The following is a 22178-nucleotide window of genomic DNA, read 5'->3' on the forward strand; positions in this document are numbered from 1 at the left end:
CGAGGGTAGGCCGATGAGTGCCACGCTCGCGGTGAGCCAGAACCTGCCCGGGTTCGGCGACCAGCCGATCTGGATCTCGCTGATCAAGACCCTCGGCGTCTTCGTGTTCCTCGTCGTCATGACGCTGTTCTCGATCGTCTTCGAGCGCAAGGTCGTCGGCCGCATGCAGAACCGCATCGGCCCGAACCGCGTCGGACCGTGGGGCATCCTGCAGTCGCTCGCCGACGGCGTGAAGCTCGCCTTCAAGGAAGAGATCATCCCGGTCCTGGCCGACAAGCCGATCTACTTCCTGGCCCCGATCCTCTCGGCCACGCCGGCCTTCCTCGCCTTCTCGGTGATCCCGTTCGGGCCCGAGGTGTCGATGTTCGGTCACCACACGGCGCTGCAGCTGACCGACCTGCCCGTCGGCGTCCTGGTCGTCTTCGCCTGCTCCTCACTCGGCGTCTACGGCATCGTGCTGTCGGGCTGGTCGTCCGGCTCGACCTACCCGCTGCTCGGCAGCCTGCGCTCGGCGGCCCAGATGATCTCCTACGAGATCGCGATGGGCCTGTCGATGGTCGCGGTCTTCCTCTTCTCGAACACGATGTCGACGTCGGGCATCGTCCTCGCGCAGAACAAGGTCTGGAACGTCATCCCGCTGTTCGTGTCGTTCGGCATCTACGCGATCTCGGTCGTCGGTGAGACCAACCGCGCGCCGTTCGACCTCGCCGAAGCCGAGTCCGAGCTCGTCGGTGGCTTCCACACCGAGTACTCGTCGTTCAAGTTCGCCATGTTCTTCCTGGCCGAGTACATCAACATGGTCACCGTCTCGGCCCTGGCCACCACGCTGTTCCTGGGCGGCTGGCACGCCCCGTGGGGCCTGCACGCCATCTGGAGCGGCTGCAACTCCGGCTGGTTCCCGATGATCTGGTTCACCCTCAAGGTGATCGTCGGCATCTTCGTCTTCGTGTGGCTGCGCGGCACGCTGCCCCGCCTGCGCTACGACCAGTTCATGGCGTTCGGCTGGAAGGTGCTGATCCCGATCAACCTGGTCTGGATCCTCGCCGTCACCGCGATCCACGTCCTGCGCGACCGCAACTTCCCGGCCTGGGAGGCCACCGCGATCCCGCTCGCGATCGTGCTGCTCGTGGTCGTCGTCCCCGGCCTGATGGTCTGGGAGGGCACCCGCGCCAAGCACGAGGCCGCCCTCGCCGAGGACGAGGCCGACGAGGCCCAGGAACCGCTGACGTTCCCGATCCCGCCGATGGACCTCCGCGTCCCCACCCCGCCGCGCCAGCTCGCCACCGCGAGCGTGCGCCGGCCCGCCGGCCAACTGCCCGGCGGAACCGATGAGGAAGATTCCGATGGCTGACCTGCCAGTCCCCGCGTCCGGGGTCGCCGCCCCGGCGCCCGTCCAGCCGACCGGCACCGTCGGCGGGTTCGCGAAGGGCTTCGGCCTCACGTTCGGTGCGATGTTCAAGCACGTCTACACCGAGCAGTACCCGTTCGACTTCTACCCGACGAAGGCGCGCTACCACGGCCGGCACGTGCTCAACCGGCACCCGGACGGCCTGGAGAAGTGCGTCGGCTGCGAGCTGTGCGCCTGGGCCTGCCCGGCCGACGCGATCTACGTCGAGGGCGGCGACAACACCGACGAGAACCGCTTCTCGCCGGGTGAGCGCTACGGCGCGGTCTACCAGATCAACTACCTGCGCTGCATCTTCTGCGGCCTGTGCATCGAGGCCTGCCCGACCCGCTCGCTCACCATGTCGAACGAGTACGAGCTGGCCCTCGACAACCGCCAGGAGCTGATCTACACCAAGGAGCAGCTGATGGCCCCGCTGCTGCCGGGCATGGAGGCGCCGCCGCACCCGATGCGGCTCGGCGACGACGAGAAGGACTACTACACCGTCGCGTCGCAGGCCCCGCTCCAGCAGGGGGCGCCGAACAGCACCGCCAACGTCGCCGGCAAGCCGATCACCGGCAACGCGATCGAGGTCGGGAGGCACCACGGCTCATGAGTGCAATCACCGCGGCCGGCCCGCTGATGAACGGACAGGTCCCGCTCGGCGAGGCCATCGCGTTCTGGGTGCTCGGCCCCATCTCCCTCGCCGGTGCCATCGGCATGGTGCTGCTGCGCAACGCCGTGCACTCGGCTCTGTCGCTCGTCGCCACGATGATGAGCCTGGGCGCGTTCTACGTGATCCAGCAGGGGCCGTTCCTCGGCCTGGTGCAGATCATCGTCTACACCGGCGCGATCATGATCCTGTTCCTGTTCGTGCTGATGCTCATCGGACGTGACTCCTCCGACTCCATCGTCGAGTCGTTGCGGGGCCAGCGCTGGGCCGCCGCCCTGTTCGGCATCGGCTTCGCGCTGATGGTCGCGCTGGCTGTCGGACGCGCCTTCACCGGCCGCCGCCCGGTCAACCTGGACGCCCCGAACGCCAACGGGCAGAACGTGCACTCGATCGCCCAGCTGCTGTTCACCAAGTACCTGTTCGCCTTCGAGCTCACCTCGGCCCTGCTGATCGTCGCCGCGGTCGGCGCGATGGTGCTGGCCCACATCGAGCGCGAGGGCCGCAAGCCGACGCAGAAGGTGCTGGCCCGCGAGCGCATCCGCTCCGGCCGACCGCAACCGCTGCCCGGCCCGGGCGTGCTGTCGACCGGCAACTCCATCGGCACCCCGGCGCTGCTGCCCGACGGCTCGATCTCCCACGAGTCGGTCATGGCCGGCGTGCAGGACTTCCCGCCGTACGAGGGCAAGCCCGGTGCCCTGCCGACCGGCGACTACTCCGACAGCGAGGTCCGCTCATGACCCCGGCGTACTACCTGGTGCTCTCGGCGGCGCTGTTCACCATCGGCGCGGTCGGCGTGCTGGTGCGGCGCAACGCGATCGTCGTCTTCATGTCGGTCGAGCTGATGCTCAACGCCGTCAACCTGACCCTGGTCACGTTCTCCCGCATCAACGGCGATCTCGAGGGGCAGGTCATGGCGTTCTTCGTCATGGTCGTCGCCGCCGCCGAGGTCGTCGTCGGTCTCGCGATCATCATGGCCATCTTCCGAACCCGCAGGTCCGCGTCGATCGACGACGCGAACCTGCTGAAGTACTAGGAGCGGGAGCCTTGCTCACCACCGCAAGCGGCATCCAGTCGGCAGCCTGGCTGTTGGTCGCCCTCCCGGCGATCTCGGCCGCGGTCCTGCTGATCGCCGGCAGGCGCGCCGACAAGTGGGGGCACCTGCTCGGTGCCCTCGTGCCGGTCGTCCTCTTCGTCTACGCCGTCATGTTGTTCTTCTCCATCAAGGGGGAGAGCCACCGGCTCGTCGACCGGCACCTGTTCAGCTGGATCCCGGTCGCCGGCTTCCACGTCGACGCCGGTCTGCTGATCGACCCGCTGGCGATGGTGTTCGTCCTGCTCATCACCGGTGTCGGCTCGCTGATCCACATCTACGCGATCGGCTACATGGCCCACGACGCCGGGCGACGCCGCTTCTTCGGCTACTTCAACCTCTTCATCGCCGCGATGCTGCTGCTGGTGCTGGCCGACAGCTACCTCGGCCTGTACGTCGGCTGGGAGGGCGTGGGTCTCGCGTCCTACCTGCTCATCTCGTACTACTTCAACCGCAACTCCGCGGCCACGGCCGGCAACAAGGCGTTCTTCGCCAACCGGGTCGGTGACGTCGGGCTGTCCATCGCGATCATGCTGATGTTCACCTACGTGGGCAGCACCTCCTTCGCCGACGTCCTCTACTCCAACGTGCCGTACAGCAAGGGCGTGGCCACGGCCATCGCGCTGATGCTGCTGCTCGGCGCCTGCGGCAAGTCGGGCCAGTTCCCGCTGCAGACCTGGCTGCCCGACGCCATGGAGGGCCCGACCCCGGTGTCGGCGCTCATCCACGCGGCCACGATGGTCACCGCCGGCGTGTACCTGATCGCCCGCTCGGCCCCGATCTTCGACCTCTCCTCGGCCGCCCGCACCGTGGTCACGGTCATCGGCGCGATCACGCTGCTCTACGGCTGCATCGCCGGCTGCGGCCAGGACGACCTGAAGAAGGTGCTCGCCAACTCGACGGTCAGCCAGATCGGCTACATGTTCCTGGCCGTCGGGCTCGGCCCGGGCGTCTACGCGATCGGCATCATCCACCTGCTCGGCCACGGCTTCTTCAAGGCCGCGCTGTTCCTCTCGGCCGGTTCGGTCATGCACGCCATGAACGACCGCATCGACATGCGCCGCTTCGGTGGCCTGTGGCGGGTCATGCCGGTCACCTTCGGCGTCTTCGCCTGCGGTTATCTGGCCATCATCGGCTTCCCGGGTGCCACCGGCTTCTTCACCAAGGACAAGATCATCGAGGCCGCGTTCGACAAGGGCGGCACCTCGGGCTACCTCCTCGGCAGCTGCGCGCTGCTCGGCGCCGGCATCACCGCGTTCTACATGACCCGCGCGCTGGTGATGACCTTCCTGGGCAAGCGGCGGTGGGAGGACGACGTCCACCCGCACGAGGCACCGGTGAGCATGACCTTCCCGATGATCGTGCTCGGCGCTCTCGCCCTCGTCGGCGGCTTCCTGCTGATCTTCGGCGGCGGCGTGCAGCACTGGCTGACCCCCTCGGTCGGCCCCAGCGTCGAGGTCGGGGTGCACACCATCTCGCCCGCCGTGCTCACGGTCCTCACGCTGCTCGTCGTGGTGCTCGGCGCGGCCGGGGCCTGGGTCGCGTTCGGCCGCAAGCCGATCCCGACCCGGCAGCCCATCGGTTCGCCGGTCACCCTGGCCGCGCGCAACAGCCTGTACGCCGACGCCTTCAACGAGAAGGTGCTCATGCGTCCGGGTCAGTGGCTCACGCGAGCGCTGGTCTTCTTCGACAACCGTGGTGTGGACGGGGCGGTGAACGGCATGGCAGCCGGATTCGGTGGCGGTTCGGCGCGATTGCGCAGGGCCCAGACCGGCTTCGTCCGCAGTTACGCGCTGTCGATGCTCGGCGGCACCGTCGCCGTCGTCGCGGTGCTCCTGGCGGTGCGTTTCCAGTGACCAACCAGCACAGCGTCACGCTCCTGATCCTGGTGCTGATCCCGCTCGTGGGGTCGGTCGCCGTCCTGTCGATGCGCGAATCCCAGGCCAGGCTGGCCAAGCTGGTCAGCCTGCTCGTCTCGCTCGTCACCCTCGTCTACGCGCTCGTGCTGCTGTTCAGCTTCGACACGTCCTCCGGCGCGGCCCGCTTCCAGTGGCAGGGCAGCTGGACGTGGATCAAGGCGTTCGGCGTGCACATCGCGTTCGGTGTCGACGGCATCGCGCTCGTCCTCGTGGCGATGGCTGTGCTGCTGGTGCCGGCCGTGATCCTCGCGTCGTGGAACTCGCTGGACAGCAAGGCCGGCGCCGAGGAGATCGCGGCTCCGGGCGCGCGGCAGCGCAGCGTCAAGAACTACTTCGGGCTGATCCTGCTGCTCGAGTTCTTCATGGTCGGCGTCTTCACCGCCACCGACGTCTTCCTCTTCTACGTCTTCTTCGAGGCCATGCTCGTGCCGATGTACTTCATCATCGGCAGCTTCGGCGGCCCGCGCCGTCAGTACGCCGCGATGAAGTTCTTCCTGTACTCGCTCATCGGCGGCCTGCTGATGCTCGCGAGCGTCATCGGCCTGTACGTGACGACCGGCTCGCGCAGCTTCGCCATCACCGACCTCATCGGACATGTGCCCGACGGCGCGACCCAGAAGTGGCTGTTCCTCGGCTTCTTCATCGCGTTCGCGATCAAGGCGCCGCTCGTGCCGTTCCACACCTGGCTGCCCGACGCCGGTGCCGAGGCCCCGGCCGGCGGCGCGGCGCTGCTCGTCGGCGTGCTCGACAAGGTCGGCACGTTCGGCTTCCTGCGCTACTGCCTGCCGCTGTTCCCCGGGGCGTCGAAGTTCTTCGCGCCGGTGATCCTCGTGCTGTCGGTGATCGGCATCCTCTATGCCGCGTTCCTGGCGATCGGCCAGCGCGACATGAAGCGCCTCGTCGCGTACACCTCGGTGGCCCACTTCGGCTTCATCGGCCTGGGCATCTTCGCCTTCACCACGCAGGGCGGCACCGGTGCGGTGCTGTACATGGTCAACCACGGCTTCTCGACCGGCGCGCTGTTCATCGTCGTCGGCCTGCTGATCGCGCGGGGCAAGAGCCGCAACGTCGACGACTACGGCGGCGCGGCCAAGGTGACGCCGATCCTGGCCGGGCTGTTCCTGCTCGCTGGCCTGTCGGCCCTCGCGCTGCCCGGCATGAGCACGTTCGTCAGCGAGTTCCTCGTCCTCGTGGGCACCTTCACCCGCTACAAGGGCTTCGCGATCATCGCCACCACCGGCATCATCCTGGCCGCGATCTACGTGCTGTACCTGTACCAGCGCACGTTCCAGGGGGCGGTGAGTGAGAAGGTCACCAAGTTCCGCGACCTCAACGCTCGCGAGATCCTGTCGGTAGCGCCGCTCATCGCGATCATCGTGTTCCTCGGCGTCTACCCGAAGCCGGTGCTCGATGTCATCAACCCGGCGGTCAGGGCCACGCTGCACGACGTGCAGAAGACCGACCCGGCGCCGGTGTACAAGATCGCCAACGGAGGACAGAAGTGAGCGACGCAAGCCGTGCGAGTAGAGGCACAGCGATCGCGAAGCCCGGCACCGAGCGCAGCGAGGTCGCTCGATGAGCGCCCTTCTCGCGGCGGCACCGCAGCACATCACGACGCCCTCGGTCGCCTACAAGGCGCTCGCTCCGATCTTCATCGTGCTCGGCGCGGCGTTGCTGGGCGTGCTGGTCGAGGCCGTCGTGCCGCGGCGTGAGCGGTTCAACGTGCAGGTCGGCCTCGCGCTGGCCGGCCTGATCGGCGCGGTCATCTGGGTCGGCGCCATCCACGGCACCTCGCTCACCACGCCGTCCCCGGCGGGCAACAACGTCCCCTTCGCCGGGTCGCTCGCCATCGACCCGGTCGGCCTGTTCATCCAGGGCACCGTGCTGGCCCTGGCGATCCTCTCGGTGCTGCTGATGGCCGAGCGCAGCGTCGATGTCGGCAGCCCGATCGTCGCGTCGGCCGCCACGGTCGTCGGCTCGCCCGAGGACCGCCGCCTCGCGCTGACCGACCGGGTGCAGACCGAGGTCTTCCCCCTGATGATGTTCGCGGTCTCGGGCATGCTGATCTTCCCGATTGCCAACAACCTCCTGCTCATGTTCGTCGCCCTCGAGGTGCTGTCGCTGCCGCTGTACCTGATGGCCGGCATGTCGCGCCGCCGTCGCCTGCTCTCGCAGGAGGCTGCGGTCAAGTACTTCCTGCTCGGCGCGTTCGCGTCGGCGTTCTTCCTCTACGGCCTCGCGCTCATCTACGGCTACGCCGATTCGGTCGACCTTCCGAAGATCTTCGCGGCGACGCGCGAGTCGTCGAGTTCGGACGTCCTGCTCTACCTCGGCCTCGCCCTGCTGCTCGTGGGTCTGCTGTTCAAGGCCGGCATCGCGCCGTTCCACAGTTGGACGCCGGACGTCTACCAGGGCTCGCCCACGCCGGTCACCGCGTTCATGGCGGCCTGCACCAAGGTCGCCGCGTTCGGCGCGATCCTGCGCGTGCTCTACGTCGGCTTCAGCTCCAGCGCGTGGGACTGGCGCCCGGTCGTGTGGGGCGTCGCCATCGCGTCGATGGTCGTCGGCGCGCTGTTCGGACTCACCCAGACCGACGTGAAGCGCATCCTCGCCTACTCGTCGATCGCGCACGCCGGGTTCATCCTGGTCGGCATGGTGGCGCTGACGAAGGACGGCATCTCGAGCGTCCTCTTCTACATCCTCACCTACGGCTTCACCACGCTGGCCGCGTTCGGCCTGCTGATGATCGTGCGCGACTCCGACGGCGAGGCCACCCACCTGTCGCAATGGTCGGGGCTCGCCCGCAAGAGCCCGTTCGTCGCCGTGGTCATGACGATCCTGCTGATGTCGATGGCCGGCATCCCGCTGACCTCGGGCTTCACCGGCAAGTTCTTCGTGTTCCGCGCGGCCTATCACGTGGCCGCCCCGCTGGTCGTCATCGCGCTGATCTGCTCGGCCATCGCCGCGTTCTTCTACCTGCGGATCATCGTGCTGATGTTCTTCGCCGAGCCGCCGGAGAACGGTCCGACGATCGCCATCCCGGGCTGGTCGACCTCGGTCGCCCTGACCTTCGGCGTGGTCGTCACCGTGGTTCTCGGCCTCTACCCGCAGTGGCTGCTGGACGTCGCCAGCCAAGCCGCCAAGCTGACCGGCTGACGCTGCGGTGGCCCCAGTCTCGCTCGGCGTCGCCTTCGACGACCCGGTCCTCGAGAAGTCGGTCCGGGCCGGTCTGGAGACGATCGAGGCCGCGCTGCGCACGGCCGTGTCGGCCGACGACGAGTTCGTGGCGGGTGCGGCCCGGCACCTGGTCGACGCCGGGGGCAAGCGGTTCCGCCCGATGGTGTCGGTGCTGGCTGCGCACTTCGGTGACCCGACCCGGCCCGAGGTCGTTTCCTCGGCCGTGGTCTGCGAGCTGACCCACCTGGCCACGCTCTACCACGACGACGTCATGGACGAGGCGCCCGTGCGCCGCGGGGCGGCCTCGGCGAACTCGCGGTGGGACAACACCGTCGCGATCCTCACCGGCGACTTCCTGTTCTCGCGGGCCTCGAACCTCCTGGCCGACCTCGGCCCGTACGCCGTCCGGCTGCAGGCCCAGACCTTCGAGCGGCTGGTCGTCGGCCAGATCCGCGAGACGGTCGGGCCGCAGTCCGGCACCGACGCGATCGAGCACTACCTCGCGGTGCTGGCCGACAAGACCGGCTCGCTCATCGCCACCGCGGCCGAGTTCGGCGCGCACTACGCGGGGGCGGCGCCGGAGATCATCGCCGGGCTCCGCTCGTTCGGCGAGCAGATCGGCGTCGCGTTCCAGCTGAGCGACGACATCCTCGACATCGCCTCCGGCACGGACGAGTCGGGCAAGACCCCGGGCACCGACCTGCGCGAGGGCATCGCCACCCTGCCCGTCCTGTACGCGCTGCGCTCGGGCGAGGCCGGCACCGCCCGGCTGCGCGAGCTCGTGTCGCACCCGCTCACCGATGACGCCGAGCACGCCGAGGCCCTCGAACTGCTCCGCACGTCGGCAGCGATGGCCGAGGCCCGCGAGACCCTGCGCGACTACGCCGACGCCGCGCACCAGCACCTCGCCGACATGCCGGATGTCCCGGCGCGTGATGCACTGAATGCCCTGACCGAGATAGTCATCGCCCGCACGGGCTGAGGAGGCCTCGTGGCCGAGAGTGCCCCGCTGCCCGCAGAGGCATCCGACGGGTTCGTCCTCATGAGCTACGCCGACTTCGGCCAGCGCTTCTTCGAGACCGCGGTGACCCAGGAGCGCGTCGTCGAGGCCGCCGGCAACCTGGCCGGCCGCCCGGTCGACTTCGGCCCGCTCGGGGTCGGCCCCCTCGGTCTCGTGAAGGTGAGCGCCACCGGAGCTGTCGGCGACCCTGACGTCGCCCGCACCGAGGGCGAGCACGTCGCGTTCCGGCTCACCATCCCGGTCGCGCTGCAGCTCACCATCGAGATCGGCCTGGACAGGTACCGCTTCACCGCCGCCGTGCGGGTGCTGCTGCCGATCACGGCGCGGGCCGCCGAGCCGCTGCGCATCGTCATCGACGTCGAGGCGCCCAAGCCGCGCGCGATCGAGGTCGACCTGCAGGCCGAGGGCCTGCGCGCCTCGGTCGTGCAGGTCATCGGCGGCGTCGAGGGCGAGCTGAAGAAGTCGGTCGCCAAGTTCGTCCGCCGCGAGATCGAGAAGCCCGAACTGCAGAACGCCCGCATCATCGACGTCGCGAAGGCGCTCCAGAACCTCAACGTGACGCGGTAGCGCATTGGCTCATGATTCACATCCGGTCTCATCGGCGCGGGGGTCAGAGCTGCCGAAGTGTCCGCGTTCGGTGTGGTCAGTCCACGTTGCGAGATCCTCGCCGTCGAGTCGGCGGCATCACGAGTTCAGGGCTGGCGCCCGATGACAGCTGCGACGTCTCGGGCCTTCTGCGCATCGGGGCCGAGCTCGGCCGTCGCGCGCAGGTGGATGCGCCCCATCTCGGTAGCCCGGTCCAGCCGCACTCGGAAGAACGGCTCGCCCAGCTTCGCCTCATAGGGGGGACGGCAGCTTCTGAAGATGAGGCGGCATCCGCAATCGCGCTGCTCGCCTCGTCGCCGCCCTCCGGGCTCAGGGCGACAGCTCGTCGGCCCAGGCCGCATGCTCCTCGCGCGCCCACTCGGCCGAGACCGATCCGGTGCGCATGCCGCGCCGGGCCTCGACGTCCTTGAGCGCGAAGGCAATGTGACCGAGCACGAGCAGGCCGAAGGCGAGGGCGAACCAGTCGTGCACGAAGGTTGCGCCGGTGCGCCAGGCCAGCCGGGCGAGCGACGGGAAGTACATGAGCAGCCCCGTCCCGAACAGGACGAGGACCGAGCCGGCCGACAGCGCGCCGTTGAGCTTCTGCCCGGCGTTGAACTTGCCGACCCGGATCGTGCCGTCGCGCCGCGTCTTGGAACGCAGCCAGCGCCAGTCCGACGGCGTGAACCGGTTGAGCCGCCCCAGATCGGCCCGGAAGGCGCGCGAGCCGAGGCCGAGCAGCAGCGGCACCGGCAGCGCCAGCCCAGCCGTCACGTGCACCAGCACGACCACGCGCCGGTGCCCGACCAGCAGCGCGAGCGGGCCGAGGTAGAGGATCGCGGCGGTCACGATGCAGATGCCGGTCAGTCCGGCGACGGTGCGGTGCACGAGCCGTTCGGCACGGGCGAAGCGCGGCAGCGTCCGGTTCATCAGTTCGAGATCGTTCCGTCGAGCGGGTAGCCGCGGTCTTCCCAGTAGCCCGGGACGTTGCGGTCGGTGAGCTCGATGCCCGAGAGCCACTTGGTGCTCTTGTAGCCGTAGAGCGAGCCGGCGTAGATGCGCACCGGCCCACCGTGGTCGTGCGTGACCGGCCCGCCGAGCATGCGCAGGGCGACGATGACGTCCGAGGCCCGCGCCTGCTCGAGGGTCATGTTCTCGGTGTAGGTGCCGTCGAACGAGCGGAAGCGGACGGCCCGGGCCGTGCCGGTCGGCCGGGCGGCGTCGATGAGCGTCGACAGTCGGACGCCGCTCCACCGCACCTCCGGCACCCGCCAGCCGGTGACGCACTGGAAGTCGCGGGTGAACGAGGTCTGCGGCATGGCCGCCAGCTCGTCGAAGCGGTAGGTGTGCGGCGCCTCGATCAGCCCCGACACCGCCAGCCGGTAGGCGGCGCGGGAGCGCGGCGGCACGCTGCCGACGACGGAGTAGTAGCGGAACGTCGCGCCGAGCGGGAAGAGCGAGAGCAACCCGGTCGGGTCGTTCTGCTCGAGCGGCGCGAGCCAGCGCGACAGCACCGACTGCACGTGGCTGCCGCCGATCACGCCGGCCGCGCCCAGGCCGAGCAGGCCGAGCACCGTGCGGCGACCGACCGGGGTGCTGCGCTCGTCCGACGGCTCGTCCATCGCGACGCCTCAGCGGGCGCGACCCCGCGCGCCCGCGGCGGCGAGCGCGAGGCCGGCCGCGGCGATCACCGGGCCGGCGATCGTCCAGAACGTCGTGTCGCTCATGAAGCTGCCCTTGACGATCCCGACGCCCTGCAATGTGAACAGCAGGCCGAACAGCGCGACGATCACGCCGGTGATGACGAGGGCGGGGCTGCGCATACCCCGACGCTACCGCCGCCGGGCGCCGCGGGTTCTTACCGCTCGCGGTCGTTCGTTCAGGCGACGTCGGCGACGCGGGCGGCCTGCAGCCGGGCGGTCAGGCGGGCCAGATCGACGCTCGCCTCGGCCCGGCCCTGCAGGTGCAGCAGGCGTCCGGAGCGGGTGACGAGGAAGAGCTCCCAACCGGCCGTGGGCGCCGGGATCCAGGCGCCGTAGTCGCGCCGGATCTCGCCGAAGGAGCAGGCGAGCGCGCTCTGCGACCAGGCGCGGACGGTGACGATGTCGGCCGGCTCGAGATCGGCCAGCATGGTGTCGCCGACCCAGAGCACCTGGAGCGCCGCGCCCGCGTCGTCGCGCGGGGCGATGCGGACGGAGGTCGGTGTGGCCTCGGTCGTGCCGCCATGATCGAGGCGGCGCAGTCGCAGGGTGGCGTCGAGGCGGTCGGTCGGAATCAGGGCCGGGGCCGCGACGGCGAGCGGGTGCCGAGGGCGGGAGACGCAGATGGCGATGAAGGCCAGCAGCAGCGAGACCTCGAGGATCGCGACAGCAGTCATGAGGGGCCAGAACTCCCGTTTCGTCGGCACCCCCGCCGTCCTGACCATTGAAGCCTTAACGTTGATCTAACGTCAAGGCTTGGGTCTAGGCTCGCGCTTCGTGGGGCACCAGCCGGGCGCGGGGCAGGCTCGGAACCGGCTCCTGCGCGCGGTCGGCCTCACCGTCGCGCTGGCGGCGGTGGCGTTCTGCGTGGTTACGCTCGTCGACCAGTGGGGGCGGGTGTCGGCGGCGATCCGGCGGGCCGATGTCGGCCTGCTCGCGCTCGCCCTGCTGGCGAGCGGCCTGGCCATGCTCGGTCTCGCCCTGCTGTGGTGGGCGTGCCTGCGCCGGGCCGGGGCCGCGCTGCGACCGCTCGCCGTCGTGGCCTGGTACTTCGGTGGCGAGCTCGGCAAGTACCTGCCCGGCAGCGTGTGGAGCGTGCTCGGCCGCGGGGAACTCGCCGCCCGCAGCGGCGCCGTCGGTCGCCGCGACGCCTACCTGACCACGCTCGCCGCCTACGCGGTGATGGCACTCGCGGCCGGCTTCGCGTGCGGGTTGCTCGGCCCCGCCGCGGCGCTCGACGGCGGCGCGCCGGCCTTCTGGCTGCTCGCCGTCCTCGTCCCGCTCGGGTTGCTCAGCGGCGCGCCGCCGGCGCTCCGGGCCGCCGCCGCGCTCACCACTCGCGTCACCCGCGGCCGGATCACCTGGACGCCGCCGAGCTGGGCCCAGCTCGTCCGACTCGTGCTCGGCGCGGTGCCGACCTGGCTGCTCGTCGGCGGCGCGGCCGTCGCGGTGACGGCGGCGCTGCACCTCGACCAGCGGCCGATGCAGGTCGCGCTGGCCGCGGTCGTGGCCTGGATCGTCGGGTTCCTCGCCGTCCCGGTGCCGGCCGGCGCGGGCGTACGGGAGGTGCTGTTCGTCGCGATCTGCGGGTTGGACGCCGGCCCGGCGACCGCCGTCGCCGCGATCGCCCGAATCCTGCTCGTCGCCGTCGACGCCGCCGGTGGCGTGCTCGGCCTCGCGTACAGCGGGCGCCGCCGCCCGGCCGTCGCGGAGCAGCCGTGAGCCGGCGCCTCAAGCAGACGTATGCCGGCGGGGTCCGGCGCCTCGGCACGACCCTGGTGCGCCGCGGCTGGATTTCGCCGACCCCGCCGCCGCGCGATCGCCGCTGGGCGCACTGGGCCCACAGCCTAGTGCGGGTGCACGACTCGCTCGCGATCGCCGAGCTCGACGTGCCGTGGTGGACGTACCGGGCCGTCGAGGCGGTCGACGCCTGGCTGGCCGCCCGCCCCCACCCCGTCCGAGTCTTCGAGTACGGCTCGGGCGCGAGCACGCTCTGGCTGGCGAAGCGGGTCGATCAGGTGCACTCGGTCGAGCACGACGGCGCGTTCGCGGGCGCGATGGCGCCGGCCTTCGCCGCTGCCGGCAACATCGACTTCCACGTGGTCGAGCCCGAGGCGATGACCGACCCGGTCGTGCCGTCAGCCAAGGGCGGGCACCGCGGCCTCGACTTCGCCCGCTACGTCGCCGCCATCGACGGGCTCGACGGCGAGTTCGACCTGATCGTCATCGACGGCCGCGCCCGCGAGGCGTGCCTGCGCCGCGCCGTGGCCCGCCTCGCCCTCGACGGCCTGATCGTCTTCGACAACACCGCCCGCCGCCGCTACCGCGCCGCGATCGCCGCCGCGCCGGTGACCGAGCGCCGCCTCGCCGGCCTGACCCCGACGCTGCCGTATCCCGAACAGACCTCGCTGCTGACCCTCACCTGACCGGTCAGCGGCGTCCCATGAGGTGCAGGTAGGCGTCGGCGAGCGGCTGGGCGACGAAGATCGCGAGCAGTGCTCCGGCGATCATGAACGGCCCGAACGGGATCGCGGTCTTGCGCGTGCCCCGACCGCTGGCCATCACCCCCAGGCCGACGAGGGAACCGAGGACGAAGCCGCCGAAGGCGCCGACTCCGAACGTCGCCCAGGACAACCAGGCCATGGCACCGCCGAGTACCCCGGCCAGCTTCACGTCGCCGAAGCCCATGCCCTTCGGGTAGGCGGCCATCAGCGCGTAGAACGCGGCGTAGAGCGCGACGCCGCCGATGCCCGCACGGGCCAGCGCCCACCAGTCGTGCGTGAGGGCGGAGGCCACGACGAGCAGGCCGGCGAGCACGGGGTACGACGGCAGCACGATCGCGTTCGGCAGGCGCTTGTGATCGAAGTCGATCATCGCGAGCGCGACGCCGGCCGCGGTCAGGTACAGGTACGCGGGGACGGCCTGACCCAGATGGCGATGGAGCAGCACGGCCGCCACCGCCGCGAACAGGACGCCGGTCGTGGCCTCGACGGCGGGGTAGCGCGGGCTGATGGGGGTCTTGCAGTCGTAGCAGCGCCCGCGCAGGATCAGCCAGCCGAGCACCGGAACGTTGTGCCGGTTGCGGATGTCGTGCTCGCAGACCGGGCAGCGTGACGGCGGGCTGATCACCGACAGCCCGGCCGGGACGCGGTAGATGACGACGTTCAGGAACGATCCGACGGCGAGGCCGAGTAGGCCGGCGAACGCGACCAACATTCCGTCGAGTGCCGCCATGCCATCCATTGTGCCGGGGCCACTCGGCGCGGCCGGTGAGCCGCGCGGAGGTGATCAGGCCGCGTCGGCCACGAGGGCGACCCGAACGCGATCGTCGAGCCGGGCCAGCTCGCGGTCGATGTCCGTGCCCGGCTCACCCAGCAGGTGCATGATGCGGCCCGACGCGGTGACGAGGTAGATCTCCCAGCCGGCGACGGCCGCGTCCTGGGGGATCCACGAGCCGTAGTCGCGCCGGGTCTCGCCGATCGCGTAGGCCAGCCGGCCCTGCGACCACGCCCGGACGGTGACGAGATCGGCCGGGTCGAGATCGGCCAGCACGGTCTCGCCGACCCAGAGCACCTGCAGCGCCGCGTCGCAGCCGAGCGGGGCGATACGGGCGGTGGTCGGTGTCTCCTCGGTCATCTGCGAGCGTCCGACCCGACGCATGCGCAGCACGGCCGGCAGCTCGATCGGGGTGGGCGTCCCGTCGACCGCGACCGCGGTGGGCGTGGGCTCGGGAAGCTGGGGACGGACCATCCGGTGACGGGGACGCGAGGCGACGATGGCGATCGACGCCAGAAGGAGGGTGACCTCGAGGATCGCAAGGAAGGCCATTGGGAGCTCCGGTTGTGCTGTGCGGCCCCCGCCGACCCCCCTATTAGACGCTTCACGTGAACTTCACGTCAAGCGGGTCGGCCTACTTGAGGTTCGTCCAGCTGAGGACAGTCACCGTGGCGGGCGGCGCGGTCGAGCCGATTACGGCTTTGGCCCGGAGCGCCGGGGTCCCGACGGGACATGGCGTCGTCGAGGCGTCACACAGGTAGACAGTGAGGTAGACGGTCGAGAATCCAGTGGTTCCGAACGTTCCGTCCGGCGGCAACTCGATGAATGGATCCGTGGGTGTCGAGCCGACGGTGTCGCCGGAGAAGCGCCGGACGGCAAGACCCCAGTTGAACGACTGACCCGCGGAGTTCTTGTAGGTCGCGTCGACCCAGGCGCCGGGCGCGTAGACCATGCCGTTCACGTGGATCTCCGCGTGCCCGTTGCCGTTGCTCGTCATGAACGTGCATCCATTCACCGTGACGATGCAGCCGCTCTGGGCATGAGCAGTGCCTGTTCCTCCATTGGTGATGTCGGCCTTCAGGCCGTAGATCGCTATCGGCGGCGCGGACGAGGAATAGGACGCGCACAACTCCATCAACGAAGTGCCCATGTCGATCGCGCTGTCTCCGCCGAACACGAATTCGACGCCGGGCTGGGCGGCGACTGCTGGGCTGGAACAGCCTCCAGGGGCTGAATGCAGTGCGCTCAGATTCGACAGGGTGGACGCGGTGGCGGGGTCCAGACCCGTGATGGGCTTGCTCGTCGAGGCGCTGTCCATCGGCGTGCCCCCCACAACCCGGGCCGGCACGTTCCAGGTGTGACTGCCAGAGTTCTTGAAGTCGAAGTAGTAGGCACCCGGACTGAACCAGACCAGGCCGTTCTGCCCGCAGCCGCTGTTGAGGACGCTGGCATCGGTGTACAAACCCGGTCGGAATGCGGCTCGGCCACCGGTGCACACCGGTGCAGGCGCCGTACTGACTGGCGCGCTCGGTGGCGCGTATGCCGGGTCGGGCGCCCCGGGGCTGGCGATCTTCGTACAGGTCACCCCGGTGCAGGTGCCCACCGCTGAGATGCTGTACGGAGAGTTGACGATGAGGGTCGCCTTGGACGCGTTGATCGAGGAGTCGGACAGGACGCTTCCGTTCGCCACGGTCACGTCCTTGTTGGCCTGTCCGAACAACTGCCCGGTCTCCGCGGCCGAGGTCCCGAGGGTAAGCAGCGCGTAGGGAGGCTTGTTGGCACCCCCGATGACTCCCCCGGACACCGTCGACGTATCCGGCGAGCAGGTCACCGTGGCGTTGTACGCATGGGCGCTGGAACCGCTGGCCGGGTAAAATGCGGCGCTCCCGCCACCCGACCCGAGTTGGAGCGAATCCCCTGTCTTCGACGCGCAGAGATTGGGGTAGGTGCCTCGACTCAGGCGTGTCAATGCAGCCTGAGCCGCGCCATCGGCTGCGTAACTGGCCGACGCTGCGTCGCTGTACGCGTTTGTGGACTTGACCCCGGTGCTGACATTGCTCAGTACGACTCCCAGCACGGTGGCGATGATCGTCACCAGCATGAGGACGATGATCAAGGTAGCACCGCGGTCCTTCTCGGTGCGGGGGGAACCTGTCATGTCTGCCTCCGTCGGCCGGACACGACCAGCGTGTACGGCTGTCCTCGGCCCGCGGCCGCGATGCTGAGGGTCATGGTCACCGAAGTCGGGTTGGTCGTGCAGTCCGGCGTGCAGGCGACGCTGTTAGCTGCGCTCGGGTTGATGTTGTACGCAAGCACGTCGTCGGTCCTGGGCGAGGCTCCGCCACCGGAGTCGCTGCACGCGACGCGATGCAGTTGGGTCTCACTGCCGACCGTGCGGACGTAGTAAGCGGCGAGATTGACCGTGCGACTCGCCGTTTGGGAGACCGAGGCCCAGGTGATGTCATCGCTCTTGAGGAGCAGCAGCTCACTTCCCGTCGTTCCGGCGCCACACGCGCCGCTCGGGAAGCCGCTGGTCCAGATCGACTGCGCCGCCGTGTAGGGGCTTGTCAATGAACGGGTACCGACGTTCGACACATCCTGAGCGAAGAAGGTGGCAAGTTGCTGCTCGTCGTGTGACTCGCTCACGCGGCCGCTCGTGACGCCCGTGGTGGTGAAGTAGCTGATCAACAGGTTGCCGAGGGGCACAGTGATGACACCGATGATCACCACGCTCAGCAGAATCTCCACAAGCGTGAAACCCGAGTCGTTCGCAGTACTGCGCTTGCCGCTCATGGCTTGCGGACCACCACGATCAGGGACTGCGTGACTCGACTGTCGCTCGAGGCCAGGGAGATCTTCATCTGCTCCAGGCCCGGGTCGGTGCCGGGACACGACGCCAGCGTGAACGCGGACCCGTCCCAGTACGTCACGCTGACGCTCGGAGTTCCGAATCCGGGCATCGCTACTCCCGCCGCGGGTGCGGGAACGGCTGTTCCGCAAACGTAGGAGGCCGAGAGCTGTTCGGCGTAGTTGTGGAGGTAGGTGCCGGCGTCCGCGGCTTCACGGTGGGTCGACGAAACCTTTATGGCGAGGGCCAATCCGGTTCCGACGGCGAGGACACAGACTCCGAGTATCCCGATGGCCACTATCAGCTCCAGCAGCGTCTCACCGCGCTCCTCGTGTCGCGGGCGATGTTCCGCCATGCTCAGACCTTGACCTGATGGAACACGCCGTACATGGCCGACACGAGAGCGACGGCTACGAAGCCGACCAACAGGCCCATGACGACGATGATTGCGGGCTCGAACAGCGACGTGAGCTTCTTGATCTTGTAGTCGAGTTCGGTCTCGTAGTACTGCGCCGTCACCTCGAGCTGAGCGTCGAGAGTGCCCGTGTCCTCGCCGACCCGAAGCATCTGCACGGCCGTGTTCGGGAACATCTGCGTTCGTGCCAAGGGTGTGGCGATTCCCTGTCCCTCCAGCATTGCCTCGTTCACGCTGGACAGAGCGCGGATATAGACCCGGTTCCGTAAGGACTCGGTCGATACTCGCAGCGCCTCGGGAAGATTCACTCCGGCATTGACCATGGAGGCCAGGATTCGACAGAAGCGTTCCACGAGGGCGTACTGGATGGTCGTCCCCAGCACCGGCGTTTTGAGCAGTATGCGATCTTTCGTGTAGCGGCCAGTCTCGGTCCTCAGGGCCACCCCGATGCTCAGCACAATCACGCCGACGCCGACCAGAAGCGCCCACCACCATGAGGTGAGGAAGTCGGTGACGGCGAGCAGCATCCGAGTGGGCAACGGCAGTTTCGCGTCGAGGCTCTTGAAGAACACCTTGAACTTCGGCAGGACGAAGCCGGCCAGGACCGTGATCGTGACAATGGACATCACCATGATCACGGCCGGGTAGATGGTCGCCGCCTGAATCTTCCGACGAGCTTCGAGGTCACGCTCGATGTACACCGCGAGACGGGTGAGCACGACATCGAGTTCGCCCGTCAACTCCGCCGAGCGGACGATTCCGCGGTAGAAGTCCGGAAAGATCTTCGCGTGCCTGTCGAGACAGTCGGAGAATCTCTCCCCGGATCGAAGGCTCTCCTCGATGTCCTCCATGACGACACGAACCGACGAATTCTCGGTCTCTTGAGCGATGGTGTGAACTGCATCGAGAATCGGGAGACCCGCACGCACGAATGCCGCCATCTGCCTTGAGAGGTGCATCAGGTCTTCGCGTTTGACTCGCGGACCCGAGATCTCGAGCTGCAAGATGCTCTTCTTCTCAGTGACCCGGATGTCGCGGAGCTCGCGGTCGTAGAGTGCGAGCTCCGCCGCGCTGCGGCTGTCGGCCTTCTCGACGCCCTTGGCCTGCAGACCGTCAGGGGCAGTGGCGACGTAAGCGAACTTCGGCATGTCAGGCTCCGGCGACGTAGATGGTGCGCATGACCTCGGCCAGCGTGGTGACGCCGTCTCCGACAAGGCGCAGGGATTCTTCGAGCAAGGTGCTCATCCCCTGGGACTGGCACAGCTTGCGGAGCTCGTCGTGTGAACCGCGCTCGAGAATGAGCTCCCGGACCTCATCGGTGACGGCCATCAACTCGTAGACGCCGATGCGATCGAGGAATCCGGTATGCGAGCAGAAGTTGCATCCCGCACCGTGGGTGAAGCCGCCCGCCGGTGTAACACCGCTGAACTCGTTCATGAAGGCGAGTTCCTCGGGTGAGGGCTTGTAGGGCTCACGGCAGTAGGTGCAGGTCCGCCGCACCAGGCGCTGCGCGACGACCGCGGTGATCGAGGAAGCGACGAGGAATCGCTCGATGCCCATGTCGATGAGCCGGTACAGCGCTGAGATCGAATCGGTGGCGTGCAGCGAAGAAAGCACGAAATGGCCGGTCAGTGCCGACTGCACCGCGATGCGCGCCGTCTCGACATCACGCACCTCGCCGACCAGGATGATGTCCGGGTCCTGGCGCAGGATCGACCGGAGGCCGTTGGCGAAGGTGATGCCGGCCTGCTCGTGGATCTGGATCTGGTTGATCGTGTCGAAGGTGTACTCGACGGGGTCCTCGATGGTCATGATGTTGCGGTCGGGCGAGTTCAGCTCGCCCAACGACGCGTAGAGCGTCGTTGTCTTGCCGCCACCGGTCGGGCCGGCGCAGATCACCATGCCGTAGGGCGAGCGCAGTAGCGACTCGTACTTCGTGGCGACATCGTCGGGCATGCCGAGCTGCGCCAGTTCGAACAGCGGTCGACTCTTGTCGAGAAGTCTCATGACCACGCGCTCACCGCCGACGACGGCGGTGGTCGAGACCCGGATGTCCACTTCGCGATCCTCGATGCGGAGGCTGATCTGGCCGTCCTGCGGTCGCCGTTTCTCGACGATGTTGAGCTCAGCCATGATCTTGATCCGGCTGACCACCGCCGGCCCGATGGAGCCAGGGAGCGAAAGGACGTCGTGCAGGGCGCCGTCGATTCGGTAACGCACTCGGATACGGTCGTCACTCGGCTCGATGTGGATGTCCGACGCACGGTCGCGAAGACCCTGCGTGATGATCAGCTGCACGACCTGGACGACCGGGGCCTCGTCGTTGACTGCGATCGTCTCGTACCGCGCGGCGTCCTTGCGGAGGGCGTCGCGGGTCTCGAAGGCCTGCACCTGGGAGTCGATACGGCTGGTGGCGCGGTAGCTGGAGCCGATCGCTCGCATGAGATCGGCCGGCTCCGCGAGCAGGGCTTGAATCGGGTGGCCGATCGTCTGCCGCACCCGGTCGAGCGCTGCGTCCGTCGGGTCGGCAACGGCAACCTGGATGACCCCGTCGTCCTCGATGGACAGCGGCAGGAAAGCCATGGTCCGCGCCGTGGCCTCGGTGACGAGGGCGATCGCACCGGCGCTCGGGCTGATGATCCGGAAGTCGGCGATGGGCAGGCCGCACTGCTCGGACAGGATGTCCACGAGCTGCGATTCGGTCAGCACCCGCTTCTCGACGAGCACCCGGCCGAGCATGCGATCGGAGCGCCGCGCCTCGTCGAGGGCGGCGGCGACGTCGGCCTCGCCGGCGAGATTGGAGGCTACGACGAGTTCGCCGAGTCGCCGGCCTTCGGCGTGGATGTCGTGGTCGACGGCGTGCCGCGGCGCCCGCTCGACCGTGTCGACGCCGGCGACGGCGGGGTGCGGCTTGGACCGAGCGAGCTTCATGCGGTCACGCCGCTGGCGCGCAACCGGGGCCGGGCCTCGATGTCCTTCGGGTACAGGCTGCGGGCCAGCGCGTCGTCATAGGTGATGACGCCGGCCTGAACCAGAGCCGAGAGAGACTGCTCGAAGGTGACCATGCCGTCGCGGGTACCGGTGACCAGGGAGTTGCGCAGCTGGTGCGTCTTGCCTTCCTTGATGAGGTTGCGAACGGCCGGCGTGGCGACAAGTACCTCATAGGCTGCGACCATGCCGCCGCCGATGCGGGGAATGAGCCGCTGGTAGACCACGCAGCTCAGCGCGCTGGCAAGTTGGACCCGGATCTGGGCCTGCTGCTCGGCCGGGAAGACGTCGATCATGCGAGTGAGCGACTGTGCGGTGTCGTTGGTGTGCAGGGTGCCGAAAACCAGGTGACCGGTCTCGGCGATGGTGAGCGCGAACCGGATCGACTCGAGGTCACGCATCTCGCCGACGAGAAGGACATCGGGATCCTCGCGCAGGACCGAACGTAAGGCGTCGGGGAAGCTGTCGGTATCTGTGCCGACCTCGCGCTGGTTGACGGCCGAGCGCTGATGCTCGTGCACGTACTCGATCGGGTCCTCGATCGTGATGATGTGGCAAGCGCGCTCGCGGTTGATCATGTCGATCACCGATGCGAGTGTTGTCGACTTGCCTGAGCCCGTGGGCCCGGTCATGAGGATGAGGCCCTGATGCTGACGGGCGAGATCGCCCAGCGCCGGAGGTAGGCCAAGCGCATTCATGGAAGGGATGTCGCGGGGGATCATGCGCAACGCCACCGCTGTCATCCCGCGCTGGGTGAATGCGTTGCCCCGCACTCGCGCGTGGTCGCGCCAGCTGAACGAGAAGTCGTACTCGCGTTGGGTCTTCCAAGCAGTGGACTGGCCGTCTGTGAGCAACTCGCCGAGGAGAGAGTCGGTGTCGTCGGACGTCAGGGCCGGTCCAGCGACCGGCACGAGTTCGCCGTGAACCCGAAGCTGCGGGGGCAATCCGACCGTGAGAAGGAGGTCAGTCCCACGCGCTTGCCATAGCGAATCGAGGAGTGAATCGATGCGTTCGCCGATTGCCTGCCGTGTCACTGTGTCTCCTGTCGAGGATCGCTCGTTGAATCGGGCGGGGCCGCGATAGTCGGCCCCGCCCCGGCATG

The 22178-nt window shown here is 68.7% G+C and carries 23 protein-coding genes; 11 read left to right on the forward strand and 12 right to left on the reverse strand.

Features of this window, described 5'->3' with window-relative positions; all coding sequences use genetic code 11:
* Window positions 1–13: 13 nt before the first annotated feature.
* From nuoH to VGN18_RS11580, 9 genes are all read left to right on the forward strand, one after another.
* Entirely contained in the window at window positions 14–1351 is a 1338-nt protein-coding gene (nuoH, locus tag VGN18_RS11540) for an NADH-quinone oxidoreductase subunit NuoH (protein ID WP_327539836.1), read from the forward strand.
* A gap of 100 nt (window positions 1352–1451) precedes the next feature.
* Window positions 1452–2000, forward strand: coding sequence for an NADH-quinone oxidoreductase subunit NuoI (gene nuoI, locus VGN18_RS11545; RefSeq protein ID WP_414655046.1), 549 nt, complete (start codon window positions 1452–1454; stop codon window positions 1998–2000).
* Complete coding sequence (locus VGN18_RS11550; RefSeq protein WP_327539838.1) at window positions 1997–2794, forward strand: NADH-quinone oxidoreductase subunit J; 798 nt, start codon at window positions 1997–1999, stop codon at window positions 2792–2794. The genes nuoI and VGN18_RS11550 overlap by 4 nt, the downstream gene beginning before the upstream one ends.
* A complete protein-coding gene (gene nuoK, locus VGN18_RS11555) occupies window positions 2791–3090 on the forward strand; it encodes an NADH-quinone oxidoreductase subunit NuoK (RefSeq protein WP_327539839.1) in 300 nt (99 codons plus the stop codon). Before VGN18_RS11550 ends, nuoK begins: the two co-directional genes overlap by 4 nt.
* Window positions 3091–3101: 11 nt before the next feature.
* Entirely contained in the window at window positions 3102–5003 is a 1902-nt protein-coding gene (gene nuoL, locus VGN18_RS11560; RefSeq protein WP_327539840.1) for an NADH-quinone oxidoreductase subunit L, read from the forward strand.
* Entirely contained in the window at window positions 5000–6571 is a 1572-nt protein-coding gene (locus VGN18_RS11565) for an NADH-quinone oxidoreductase subunit M (protein ID WP_327539841.1), read from the forward strand. The genes nuoL and VGN18_RS11565 overlap by 4 nt, the downstream gene beginning before the upstream one ends.
* Window positions 6572–6641: 70 nt before the next feature.
* Window positions 6642–8222 carry an NADH-quinone oxidoreductase subunit NuoN gene (nuoN, locus tag VGN18_RS11570; protein ID WP_327539842.1) on the forward strand — a complete coding sequence of 527 codons (1581 nt, stop codon included), beginning with the start codon at window positions 6642–6644 and terminating at the stop codon, window positions 8220–8222.
* A gap of 7 nt (window positions 8223–8229) precedes the next feature.
* Window positions 8230–9225 carry a polyprenyl synthetase family protein gene (locus VGN18_RS11575; protein ID WP_327539843.1) on the forward strand — a complete coding sequence of 332 codons (996 nt, stop codon included), beginning with the start codon at window positions 8230–8232 and terminating at the stop codon, window positions 9223–9225.
* A gap of 9 nt (window positions 9226–9234) precedes the next feature.
* Window positions 9235–9831, forward strand: coding sequence for a hypothetical protein (locus VGN18_RS11580; protein WP_327539844.1), 597 nt, complete (start codon window positions 9235–9237; stop codon window positions 9829–9831).
* A 348-nt stretch (window positions 9832–10179) separates the two neighbouring features.
* Here the strand turns inward: VGN18_RS11580 and VGN18_RS11585 are convergent, their stop codons facing one another.
* From VGN18_RS11585 to VGN18_RS11600, 4 genes are read right to left on the reverse strand one after another with little or no spacing between them, the layout of a single operon-like run.
* Window positions 10180–10779: a cytochrome b/b6 domain-containing protein gene (locus VGN18_RS11585; protein WP_327539845.1), complete on the reverse strand. Its 600-nt coding sequence runs from the start codon at window positions 10777–10779 to the stop codon at window positions 10180–10182.
* The gene (locus VGN18_RS11590; RefSeq protein ID WP_327539846.1) at window positions 10779–11471 is read right to left on the reverse strand and encodes a molybdopterin-dependent oxidoreductase; all 693 of its coding nucleotides are present in this window, start codon (window positions 11469–11471) and stop codon (window positions 10779–10781) included. The genes VGN18_RS11585 and VGN18_RS11590 overlap by 1 nt, the downstream gene beginning before the upstream one ends.
* 9 nt (window positions 11472–11480) lie before the next feature.
* Window positions 11481–11672, reverse strand: a complete 192-nt coding sequence (locus VGN18_RS11595; protein ID WP_327539847.1) for a hypothetical protein — start codon at window positions 11670–11672, stop codon at window positions 11481–11483.
* A gap of 56 nt (window positions 11673–11728) precedes the next feature.
* A complete protein-coding gene (locus VGN18_RS11600; protein ID WP_327539848.1) occupies window positions 11729–12226 on the reverse strand; it encodes a hypothetical protein in 498 nt (165 codons plus the stop codon).
* Window positions 12227–12326: 100 nt separating this feature from the next.
* Between VGN18_RS11600 and VGN18_RS11605 the strand changes: the two genes are divergently transcribed.
* Both VGN18_RS11605 and VGN18_RS11610 read left to right on the forward strand, forming a co-directional pair.
* Window positions 12327–13271 (forward strand): lysylphosphatidylglycerol synthase domain-containing protein, encoded by a 945-nt coding sequence (locus VGN18_RS11605; RefSeq protein ID WP_327539849.1) that lies wholly within the window; start codon window positions 12327–12329, stop codon window positions 13269–13271.
* The gene (locus VGN18_RS11610; protein WP_327539850.1) at window positions 13268–13975 is read left to right on the forward strand and encodes a hypothetical protein; all 708 of its coding nucleotides are present in this window, start codon (window positions 13268–13270) and stop codon (window positions 13973–13975) included. Before VGN18_RS11605 ends, VGN18_RS11610 begins: the two co-directional genes overlap by 4 nt.
* A gap of 4 nt (window positions 13976–13979) precedes the next feature.
* Here VGN18_RS11610 and VGN18_RS11615 read toward each other — a convergent pair whose 3' ends face one another.
* The 8 genes from VGN18_RS11615 to VGN18_RS11650 form a co-directional block, all read right to left on the reverse strand.
* Complete coding sequence (locus tag VGN18_RS11615) at window positions 13980–14783, reverse strand: prepilin peptidase (RefSeq protein ID WP_327539851.1); 804 nt, start codon at window positions 14781–14783, stop codon at window positions 13980–13982.
* A gap of 54 nt (window positions 14784–14837) precedes the next feature.
* Window positions 14838–15377 (reverse strand): hypothetical protein, encoded by a 540-nt coding sequence (locus tag VGN18_RS11620; RefSeq protein ID WP_327539852.1) that lies wholly within the window; start codon window positions 15375–15377, stop codon window positions 14838–14840.
* 82 nt (window positions 15378–15459) lie between these two features.
* Window positions 15460–16983 carry a hypothetical protein gene (locus VGN18_RS11625; RefSeq protein ID WP_327539853.1) on the reverse strand — a complete coding sequence of 508 codons (1524 nt, stop codon included), beginning with the start codon at window positions 16981–16983 and terminating at the stop codon, window positions 15460–15462.
* Window positions 16980–17618, reverse strand: a complete 639-nt coding sequence (locus VGN18_RS11630) for a type II secretion system protein (RefSeq protein WP_327539854.1) — start codon at window positions 17616–17618, stop codon at window positions 16980–16982. Before VGN18_RS11630 ends, VGN18_RS11625 begins: the two co-directional genes overlap by 4 nt.
* A complete protein-coding gene (locus VGN18_RS11635) occupies window positions 17615–18028 on the reverse strand; it encodes a type II secretion system protein (protein WP_327539855.1) in 414 nt (137 codons plus the stop codon). The genes VGN18_RS11630 and VGN18_RS11635 overlap by 4 nt, the downstream gene beginning before the upstream one ends.
* Window positions 18029–18030: 2 nt before the next feature.
* Window positions 18031–19236 carry a type II secretion system F family protein gene (locus VGN18_RS11640; protein ID WP_327539856.1) on the reverse strand — a complete coding sequence of 402 codons (1206 nt, stop codon included), beginning with the start codon at window positions 19234–19236 and terminating at the stop codon, window positions 18031–18033.
* A 1-nt stretch (window position 19237) separates the two neighbouring features.
* Window positions 19238–21019, reverse strand: coding sequence for a GspE/PulE family protein (locus VGN18_RS11645; protein ID WP_327539857.1), 1782 nt, complete (start codon window positions 21017–21019; stop codon window positions 19238–19240).
* Window positions 21016–22110 carry a type IV pilus twitching motility protein PilT gene (locus VGN18_RS11650; RefSeq protein ID WP_327539858.1) on the reverse strand — a complete coding sequence of 365 codons (1095 nt, stop codon included), beginning with the start codon at window positions 22108–22110 and terminating at the stop codon, window positions 21016–21018. The genes VGN18_RS11645 and VGN18_RS11650 overlap by 4 nt, the downstream gene beginning before the upstream one ends.
* Window positions 22111–22178 lie beyond the last annotated feature (68 nt).

Origin of the sequence: Jatrophihabitans sp. (assembly GCF_036000465.1) — a bacterium.
Lineage (GTDB): Bacteria > Actinomycetota > Actinomycetes > Mycobacteriales > Jatrophihabitantaceae > Jatrophihabitans.

Bases quoted from the DNA above. Each gene is read 5' to 3' on its own strand.
- VGN18_RS11595 (WP_327539847.1), bottom strand. From the start codon at position 11,672: ATGCGCAGCCCCGCCCTCGTCATCACCGGCGTGATCGTCGCGCTGTTC.
- nuoK (WP_327539839.1), top strand. From the start codon at position 2,791: ATGACCCCGGCGTACTACCTGGTGCTCTCGGCGGCGCTGTTCACCATC.
- VGN18_RS11645 (WP_327539857.1), bottom strand. From the start codon at position 21,019: ATGAAGCTCGCTCGGTCCAAGCCGCACCCCGCCGTCGCCGGCGTCGAC.
- nuoH (WP_327539836.1), top strand. From the start codon at position 14: ATGAGTGCCACGCTCGCGGTGAGCCAGAACCTGCCCGGGTTCGGCGAC.
- VGN18_RS11640 (WP_327539856.1), bottom strand. From the start codon at position 19,236: ATGCCGAAGTTCGCTTACGTCGCCACTGCCCCTGACGGTCTGCAGGCC.
- VGN18_RS11625 (WP_327539853.1), bottom strand. From the start codon at position 16,983: ATGACAGGTTCCCCCCGCACCGAGAAGGACCGCGGTGCTACCTTGATC.
- VGN18_RS11620 (WP_327539852.1), bottom strand. From the start codon at position 15,377: ATGGCCTTCCTTGCGATCCTCGAGGTCACCCTCCTTCTGGCGTCGATC.
- VGN18_RS11590 (WP_327539846.1), bottom strand. From the start codon at position 11,471: ATGGACGAGCCGTCGGACGAGCGCAGCACCCCGGTCGGTCGCCGCACG.
- nuoI (WP_414655046.1), top strand. From the start codon at position 1,452: ATGTTCAAGCACGTCTACACCGAGCAGTACCCGTTCGACTTCTACCCG.
- VGN18_RS11585 (WP_327539845.1), bottom strand. From the start codon at position 10,779: ATGAACCGGACGCTGCCGCGCTTCGCCCGTGCCGAACGGCTCGTGCAC.
- VGN18_RS11550 (WP_327539838.1), top strand. From the start codon at position 1,997: ATGAGTGCAATCACCGCGGCCGGCCCGCTGATGAACGGACAGGTCCCG.
- VGN18_RS11635 (WP_327539855.1), bottom strand. From the start codon at position 18,028: ATGGCGGAACATCGCCCGCGACACGAGGAGCGCGGTGAGACGCTGCTG.
- VGN18_RS11630 (WP_327539854.1), bottom strand. From the start codon at position 17,618: ATGAGCGGCAAGCGCAGTACTGCGAACGACTCGGGTTTCACGCTTGTG.
- VGN18_RS11600 (WP_327539848.1), bottom strand. From the start codon at position 12,226: ATGACTGCTGTCGCGATCCTCGAGGTCTCGCTGCTGCTGGCCTTCATC.
- nuoN (WP_327539842.1), top strand. From the start codon at position 6,642: ATGAGCGCCCTTCTCGCGGCGGCACCGCAGCACATCACGACGCCCTCG.
- VGN18_RS11615 (WP_327539851.1), bottom strand. From the start codon at position 14,783: ATGGCGGCACTCGACGGAATGTTGGTCGCGTTCGCCGGCCTACTCGGC.